Source organism: Comamonas sp. (genome assembly GCF_036643215.1).
Lineage (GTDB): Bacteria > Pseudomonadota > Gammaproteobacteria > Burkholderiales > Burkholderiaceae_C > Comamonas.
The window spans coordinates 1-8,440 of record NZ_JAVXSJ010000057.1; the positions used below are offsets into that span (position 1 = coordinate 1).

The window sequence follows — 8,440 nt, forward strand, 5'->3', positions numbered from 1 at the left end:
GCCCAGCCCAGGTGGTATTGCAGGTCGTTAGCCACTTGCATGACGTAAGGCGCTTCCACAATCCACTTGCCACCGCCCGAGGGCAGGAAGAAGCCCAGCACGGCCGAGTACGTGCCCATCAGCAACGCATAAGTGTCATGCGTGGCGAAGTTGGTGAAGAAGGTGGAGATGTAGTGCGCAATGCTGGCACCGTCTGCGCCCTTGACCTCAGTCATGATGGCGGCAATCGCACCATACAGCGGGAACTGGATCAGCACGCCGGTGGTCGTTGGCACAGCACGCGCCACGGCATCCAGAAAGCTGCGGGGGCGCCAGTGCAGCAGCGCACCCACCATCAAGAAGATCAGGTTGTAGGTGTTCAGGCCCGAAATTGCCTGAATGAAAGGCTTGGTGGAGAACTCCTCCACCATCCAACCCACTGTCAGCAGCACCAGCATGATGATGAGGATGGGGCTGTGCTCCAGCCATTCACCAGGGCGCGTAGGCTTGGGCAGATCATGCGCAACTTCCTGACCCAGATCGACCTGGCAGTCAGCCGCATCACGCGCTGTGCCCTCGCCGGGGGCTGTCATATAGGACACCACGATGGACACAATCATCAGCGCCGCCAGCATCACGCCGGACTGCCACAGAAAGATGGTCTGCGTGAACGGAATCACGCCAGTAATCGCCAGAATGCCGGGCGGCAGGCTGGCCGGGTTGGCCTGCAACTGCGCCGCCGAAGACGAAATGCCCAGCGCCCACACAGCACCCAGACCCAGATAAACGGCTGCGCCTGCAGCGCGGTAGTCCATCTTGATGTCTGTACGCCGTGCCAGCGCCTTGACCAGCAGGCCGCCGAACACTAGGCTCAGGCCCCAGTTCAACAGCGATGCGGTCAGCGCCACAAAGGCCACAAAGGCCACAGCTCCACGACCGGTCTTGGGCACGCGGGCCAGCGCCTGAATCAGCTTGGAAGCAGGCTTGGAGCTGGCCACCACATAGCCACCAATCACCACAAAGGCCATTTGCATGGTGAAGGGGATCAGGCTCCAGAAGCCTTTACCAAAGGCCTTGCTGGTTTCCTGCACAGGCGCGCCGATGGCAAATGCTGCCAGCACCACGATAAAAATGCCGACGACGGCAAAGACCCAGGAATCCGGAAACCACTTCTCCGCCCAGCTGGCGCAGCGCATAGCAAAGCGCGCAGAGCGGGTCTCCTCCATATTGACGTGAGTTGTCATGAGTGTGTGTGCTTTCTATTTTTTGCAAGAAAGGGCGGATTCTGCAAAATGAATCCCATCAGACTCACGAAAACACCCCAAGGAAAACCCTAGTACGCAATCACACCCCTCGCGTAAACACCTAGAAACCATTCCATGCAAAAAGGCCTGTGCAAAGCGCTTGCACAGGCCTTTTTCAGCAGATTCTGGATGCGATTGAGGAGGTGTTCAGTGCCGCATCAGCACCAGATCAACCGCCCGTCACCGGCGGAAAGAATGCCACTTCATCACCGTTTTGAATGACAGCATCCAGCGCGCACATGTCCTGATTCAGCGCCATGCGCACGGCCTTGCCTGCGGCCAGCGCACTGGCAGTGGCATCACTGCGGCTCATCAGCTCTTCACGCAGGGCACCCACGGTTTCGGCTGAGGTCTGCAGGCTTTCGCTGCCCGTGCCCAGCGCTTCACGGATGGAGGCGAAATAACGAATGGTGATGGTCTTCATACAGGGCTCCTTCAAGCCATCAGTTCTGCAAACGGAATAAAGCGCACGGTATCGCCTTCAGCAATCGTAGTGCTGGCGGGGTTATCCACCACGCCATCGCCCCAGGCCGTCGATGTCAGCACGCCTGAGCTTTGATTTTTGAACAGCTCCAGCCCGCCGCGCTCGTTGTAGCGCACCCGCAAGAACTCGCGGCGCTTGTCGCCCTTGGGCCAGACAAAGTCGGCACGCGCATCAATCGCACGCGGCAGCACGTTCTGCACGCCTTGCAGGCGCAGCAGGAAGGGGCGTACCAGCACCTGAAAAGTCACAAAGCTGGAGACAGGGTTGCCAGGCAGGCCGATGAAATGTGCAAAACCGGCATCCTGACGATTCACACGCCCATAGGCAAAAGGCTTGCCGGGCTTGATGCTGATCTGCCAGAGATCGAGCTGACCCAGCTGCTGCACGGCAGGCTTGATATGGTCTTCTTCGCCCACCGACACACCGCCGCTGGTGACGATCACATCATGGTCTACGGCGGCTTTGGCCAGCGCAGCCACCGTGGCCTCGCGGTCATCGGGAACGATGCCCAGATCCATCACCTCGCAGCCCATGCGCAGCAGCAGAGCACGCAAGAAAAAGCGGTTGCTGTTGTAGATGCTGCCGGGCTTCATATCCTGCGGCGCCACGGTGCCGGGCATGACCAGCTCATCGCCCGTAGAAAACATCGCTACGCGCGGCTTGCGGGCCACGGGCATGCTGGCAAAGCCCATGCTGGCCGCCAGACCCAGATGCGCAGGCGTGAGGCGCACACCGGCCTCAATCACCGTAGCACCCTGGCGAATGTCCTCACCCGAACGGCGAATCCACTGCCCAGCCTTGGGCTGGGTCTTGATGCGTACGCGGCCGTCTTCCAGCACTTCGCAGTCTTCCTGCATGACGATGGCATCTGCCCCCGCAGGCACGGGCGCGCCCGTAAAGATGCGGGCAACTGAGCCAGCCAGCAGCGCATCGGGAGCAACGCCCGCAGGAATGCGCTGCGACACGGGCAGCTCCGCGCCACCACTGACACACTCCGCCGAGCGCACGGCATAGCCATCCATGGCGGAGTTGTCTTGCGGCGGCACCTGCAGCGGCGAAACAGCGGCTTGCAGCAGCACGCGGCCATCGGCCTCAAACGTGTCAACTGACTCTGCGCCTGCCAGCGGCTGGGCATGGGCCAGCAGCTCTTGCAGGGCATCGTCCAGAGGCTTGAGTGGTGTACGTGGGGCTTGCATTACGGTGTCTTTCTTAGTTCTTGTATTCGAGAGTGCCGGCATGGGCCAGCAGCCATTGCAAAACGGCTTGCGGCTGGCTCAGGTCAAGCACGGGCTGGGTCGGCAAGACGGGCAATTGGCCTGGAGCGTCTGTGGCAACGGCCAGTACCATGGCGTCATGCGGGAACAAGGGCTCTATGGTCTTACCCTTGTCCAGCCGGTCTTGCTGCTGTCGCCAGACTTCGATTTTGGGCACATCGCCATGCTTGAAGCCTTCGATCAGCACCCAGTCCACCGAGGGGTCCAGCTGCGCCAGCATGTCGTGCACGCTGACCTCTGTGGGCTGAGCATATTCGCGCATCAGCGCCATGCGCTGGTCAGATGCCAGCAGCACCTCATAGGCTCCAGCCTTGCGGTGACGCCAGCTGTCCTTGCCTTCACGGTCCACATCAAAGTGGTGGTGGGCATGCTTGATGACCGAGACCTTGAGCCCGCGCGCCTTCATCAGCGCCACCAGCGCCTCGACCAGCGTGGTCTTGCCCGCGCCCGAATATCCAGCAAAGCCTATGACCTTCATCTTTATTTCAATATGTTTTTGATAGCTTCCAGCGCTTTCTAGATAAGCGCCAAAGGCCAATTTCATCCAAAGAAAAAAGCACCTGTCGCCAAGCTCCAGGTGCTTTTGAACTTTAACGCCTCAAGACTTTACTTGCAGTTTTCAGTGATAAATGCCTTGACCTGGCTCACATCAGAAGCCATCACCACCACGCGCTTTGGCAGGTCTTCGATGTCGTTGAACTTAGCGGGGCGATCGGGCAGACGGCCCAGCGCTTCTTCAATAGTCGCTGCGAACTTGATGGGCAGAGCTGTTTCCAGCACCAGCATGGGCTCGGCACCTAAGTGCTCGCGCGCCACCTTCACACCGTCAGCAGTGTGCGTGTCGATCATCTGACCAAAGCGGTTGAAAGTATCCTTGATGGTAGCCAGACGGTCAGCGTGCGTGCTCTTGCCGCTCACAAAACCGTACTTGCCTGCGGCGTCCTTGAAGGCGGGGTCTGCGCTCAGGTCAAATTGGCCGTCCTTGGCCACGCCTTGGTCAAACAGCTGCTTGGTACGCTCGCCATCGCGGCCAACCAGGTCGAACACAAAGCGCTCGAAGTTGCTGGCCTTGCTGATGTCCATCGAAGGGCTGGATGTCTCGTAAGTGTTGGCCGAGCCGCGCACCACGTACACGCCGGTACGGAAGAATTCGTCCAGCACATCGTTTTCGTTGGTAGCCACCACCAGCTTGGCAACTGGCAGGCCCATCTGGCGCGCCACATGGCCAGCGCAGATATTGCCGAAGTTGCCCGACGGCACGGTGAAGCTGACCTTTTGGTCGTTGGACTGGGTGGCTTGCAGATAGCCCGCAAAGTAGTACACCACCTGGGCCAGCAGACGCGCCCAGTTGATGGAATTAACGGTGCCAATCTTGTACTGCGCCTTGAAGGCGTGATCGTTGGAGACGGCCTTGACGATGTCCTGGCAGTCGTCAAACACGCCTTCAATGGCGATGTTGTGAATGTTTTCGTCCTGCAGGCTGAACATTTGTGCCTGCTGGAAGGGGCTCATGCGGCCGTGGGGGCTGGTCATGAAGACGCGCACGCCCTTTTTGCCGCGCATGGCGTATTCAGCCGCGCTGCCGGTGTCGCCGCTGGTGGCGCCCAGAATGTTCAGCTCTTCGCCGCGGCGGGTCAGTTCATACTCGAACAGGTTGCCCAGCAGTTGCATGGCCATGTCCTTGAAGGCCAGCGTGGGGCCGTTGGACAGGGCTTCGATGTGCAGCACGCCATCGAGCTGGCGAACGGGCACGATGGCGTCGGTGCCAAAGACTTCCTTGGTGTACGTCTTGGCGCACAAGGCGCGCAGGTCGTCAGCAGGAATGTCGTCGATGTACAGCGACAGAATCTCGAATGCCAGACCCGCATAGCCCTTGGTGGCCAGCGTTTCGCGCAGCTGGGTCAGCTTGGCATCGGTGATCTGGGGGTACTCCACTGGCAGGTACAGGCCGCCATCGGGAGCCAGACCTGCTAGCAAAATATCGCAAAAACGCTTGCGGTCAGCATGGCCGCGGGTGGACAGATACAGCATCTCAAACTCGCCAAAAACTAAAATTCAAAACGGGCAGCCAAAACGGGCAGAACTTACGCCGCCAAGCGCAACATTATCGGTCAGCAGGCTGGCATTCACTAGGCGTAAATGCAGAGACCGGGCAACGCGGTTTCACCTGAGCGGCTGGCTCAGCCCAGAGCTGAGCCAATCAGGGCTGGAAATAGCGCTCGGCATCAGGTTTGAGATAGGGTTTCAATTTCTTGAACGAAATATCTACCCCGCTGCCCAGACACGCACCCATCGCATGGCCAATGCCTGAGATCACAAAGCTCATCTTGGCGCGACGCCATTCATCATTGATAGGCAGCGCTTCTGCCAGAGCGCCCAGCGTACCTTTGGGCGGGATATCGACGCCATTGCGCACATAGAAGTAACGCCCTTCACGCTCACCGCCTGCCTTGGGCTGGCCCAGTTCCATCACCACATCCGCTCCACCCAGCGTGCCGCGATAGACATCGACGGGCGCGGCCTGCGCGCAAGTCGCCGCAAAAGCAAAAAAGGCCAGCACCACAGGGCGCCAGCCTTTGAGAAGACCTTCAGTGCACTCATCGCACTGAACAGGGAAAGATCCGGGTTGAGTGCAGTCAGACATGCCAACCTCCGAAACCATCATGCTGGAAACGGCCACTGACCCAAGTCAGTGACACCAGGCAAGGGCCGCCCGGCAGCGATGGTGTCGCCCCCCTTCCGCGAAGCAGAGAGGGGGAAGCGGCAAAGCCGCTCAGGGGGTGAACTCCAATCAGTTCAGTTCTTCCTTACGGATGCGGGTGATTGGCGCCAGCACTGTGTGCAGACCCTGGATTTCATCCAGCGCCTTGTTCATGTCGCCTTCACGGGTGTCGTGCGTCAGGATGATCAGGTCGGTCTGGGTCGAGCCTTCGCCGCCCACTTCATCAGCTTCACGCTGCAGCACTGCATCGATGCTGATGCCTGCACCAGCCAGCAGACCGGTGATCTTGGCCAGCACGCCCGCTTCATCAGCCACGCGGATACGCAGATAGTAGCTGGTCACGACTTCAGCCATGGGCAGCACGGGCAGCTCAGTGGCAGCCGCGGCGAGTGTGTGCGACTGGAACGCCAGCGCAGGCACGCTATGCGCAGGGTCTGCACCATGCAGGCGGGCGATGTCCACCAGGTCAGCAATCACGGCCGAAGCGGTAGGCTCGGAGCCAGCGCCCTTGCCGTAGTACAGCGTGGTGCCCACGGCGTCGCCGTTCACCACCACGGCGTTCATGGCGCCTTCCACATTGGCGATCAGGCGCTTGGCAGGCACCAGCGAGGGGTGCACGCGCAGCTCGATACCCTTGTCGGTGCGCTTGGTGATGCCCAGCAGCTTGATGCGGTAGCCCAGTTGCTCGGCGTACTTGATGTCGGCCGCAGACAGCTTGGTAATGCCTTCCACGTGGGCCTTGTCGAACTGCACGGGAATGCCGAAAGCGATGGCGCTCATCAGCGTGGCCTTGTGGGCGGCGTCCACGCCTTCGATGTCGAAGGTCGGGTCGGCTTCGGCATAACCCAGACGCTGGGCTTCCTTGAGCACCACGTCAAAGTCCAGGCCCTTGTCACGCATTTCGGACAGGATGAAGTTGGTCGTGCCGTTGATGATGCCGGCCACCCACTGGATGGAGTTGGCCGTCAGGCCTTCGCGCAGCGCCTTGATGATGGGGATACCACCGGCCACAGCGGCTTCATAGGCCACGATCACACCCTTCTCAGCCGCAGCCTTGAAGATTTCTGTGCCGTGCACGGCCAGCAGCGCCTTGTTGGCGGTGACCACATGCTTGCCAGCGGCAATCGCTTCCAGCACCAGTGCCTTGGCAATGCCATAGCCGCCAATCAGCTCGACGACGACGTCGATCTCGGGGTTGGCAATGACTTCGCGGGCATCGCCGACGACCTTGACCTTGTCACCCACGACGCTCTTGGCGCGTTCGGTATCCAAGTCGGCCACCATCGTAATTTCAATGCCACGACCCGCACGACGGCGAATCTCGTCTTGGTTGCGTTCCAGCACATTGAAAGTACCGCTACCGACGGTGCCAATGCCCAACAGGCCTACTTGGATGGGTTTCATAAGTTTTTAAGGTCAAAAAAGCGCCGAAGCGCTTGAATAGCAAGCGCCGCCAGCTATCAAAAAAGAAAGGGTTACGCGGCTTTGTCAGCCTTGACGGACTTCACCGCCTTGTCAGCGGTCACAGCCTTGGGCTTGTCTGTGCCATGGCGCTTGCGGTACTTATCCAGGAAGAGCGCCAGACGGTTGATGGCTTCGCGCAAGTCCGCCTCATGCGGCAGAAAGACAATGCGGAAATGGTCAGGGTTGGGCCAGTTAAAGCCTGTGCCCTGCACCAGCATGACCTTGGTTTCCTGCAGCACCTCGAGGAAGAACTCCTGGTCGTCCTTGATGGGGTACACCGCCGGGTCAAGGCGAGGGAACATATACAGAGCGCCTTGCGGCTTGACACAGGACACACCAGGAATGGCGTTGATCAGCTCCCAGGCCAGATCGCGCTGCACACGCAGGCGTCCACCTTCCTGCACCAGCGAGTCAATGCTCTGATGGCCACCCAGCGCCGTCTGCACGGCCCACTGGCCGGGCACGTTGGCGCACAGCCGCATATTGGAGAGCATGTTCAGGCCCTCGATGTAATCCTTGGCGGGCTTTTTGTCGCCCGAGATCACCATCCAGCCCGCACGGTAGCCGCAGGAGCGGTAAGCCTTGGACAGGGAGTTGAAGGTCAACGTCAGCACATCGATGGACAGGCTGGCCAGAGGCGTGTGCTTGACATCGTCATACAGCACCTTGTCATAGACCTCATCGGCAAAGATGACCAGACCATGCTCACGCGCCAGTTCCACGATTTCGAGCAGCAGCTCCTTGGAATACAGCGCGCCCGTGGGATTGTTGGGGTTGATGACGACAATGCCCTTGGTGCGCGGCGTGATCTTGGCGCGGATGTCTGCCATATTGGGCATCCAGCCGTTTTCCTCGTCGCACATATAGTGCACGGGCGTGCCGCCCGACAGGCTGGTCGCAGCCGTCCACAGCGGGTAATCAGGCGCGGGCAGCAGCATTTCATCGCCAGTGTCCAGCAAGGCATTGGTAGCCAAGCTGATCAGCTCGGATGCGCCATTGCCAAGGTAGATATCGTCCAGCGTCACACCCTTGATACCCTGATGCTGCGTCTCGTGCATCACGGCCTTGCGGGCGGCAAAGATGCCTTTGCTGTCAGAGTAGCCAGCCGAGTTGGGCAGGTTGCGGATCATGTCCTGCTGCACCTCCTCAGGGGCATCAAAGCCAAACACGGCCAGATTGCCGATATTGAGCTTGATGATCTTCTGGCCGTCGT

The 8,440-nt window shown here is 59.8% G+C and carries 8 protein-coding genes; all 8 read right to left on the reverse strand.

The features are described from left to right. On the reverse strand, nucleotides 1-1,223 hold a 1,223-nt coding region (locus RSF91_RS19045; protein ID WP_332569887.1), incomplete at its 3' end, for a short-chain fatty acid transporter. A gap of 229 nt (nucleotides 1,224-1,452) precedes the next feature. Next, the gene (gene moaD, locus RSF91_RS19050; protein ID WP_332569888.1) at nucleotides 1,453-1,707 is read right to left on the reverse strand and encodes a molybdopterin converting factor subunit 1; all 255 of its coding nucleotides are present in this window, start codon (nucleotides 1,705-1,707) and stop codon (nucleotides 1,453-1,455) included. 11 nt (nucleotides 1,708-1,718) lie between these two features. Continuing rightward, entirely contained in the window at nucleotides 1,719-2,963 is a 1,245-nt protein-coding gene (locus RSF91_RS19055; RefSeq protein ID WP_332569889.1) for a molybdopterin molybdotransferase MoeA, read from the reverse strand. 13 nt (nucleotides 2,964-2,976) lie between these two features. Beyond that, a complete protein-coding gene (gene mobB, locus RSF91_RS19060; protein ID WP_332569890.1) occupies nucleotides 2,977-3,519 on the reverse strand; it encodes a molybdopterin-guanine dinucleotide biosynthesis protein B in 543 nt (180 codons plus the stop codon). A 128-nt stretch (nucleotides 3,520-3,647) separates the two neighbouring features. Next, nucleotides 3,648-5,072 (reverse strand): threonine synthase, encoded by a 1,425-nt coding sequence (thrC, locus tag RSF91_RS19065; protein WP_332569891.1) that lies wholly within the window; start codon nucleotides 5,070-5,072, stop codon nucleotides 3,648-3,650. 169 nt (nucleotides 5,073-5,241) lie between these two features. Beyond that, nucleotides 5,242-5,685 carry a hypothetical protein gene (locus RSF91_RS19070; protein WP_332569892.1) on the reverse strand — a complete coding sequence of 148 codons (444 nt, stop codon included), beginning with the start codon at nucleotides 5,683-5,685 and terminating at the stop codon, nucleotides 5,242-5,244. 147 nt (nucleotides 5,686-5,832) lie between these two features. Further along, nucleotides 5,833-7,167 carry a homoserine dehydrogenase gene (locus RSF91_RS19075; protein WP_332569893.1) on the reverse strand — a complete coding sequence of 445 codons (1,335 nt, stop codon included), beginning with the start codon at nucleotides 7,165-7,167 and terminating at the stop codon, nucleotides 5,833-5,835. A gap of 71 nt (nucleotides 7,168-7,238) precedes the next feature. After that, nucleotides 7,239-8,440 (reverse strand): pyridoxal phosphate-dependent aminotransferase (locus tag RSF91_RS19080; protein WP_332569894.1); only part of this gene is annotated, 1,202 nt, incomplete at its 5' end.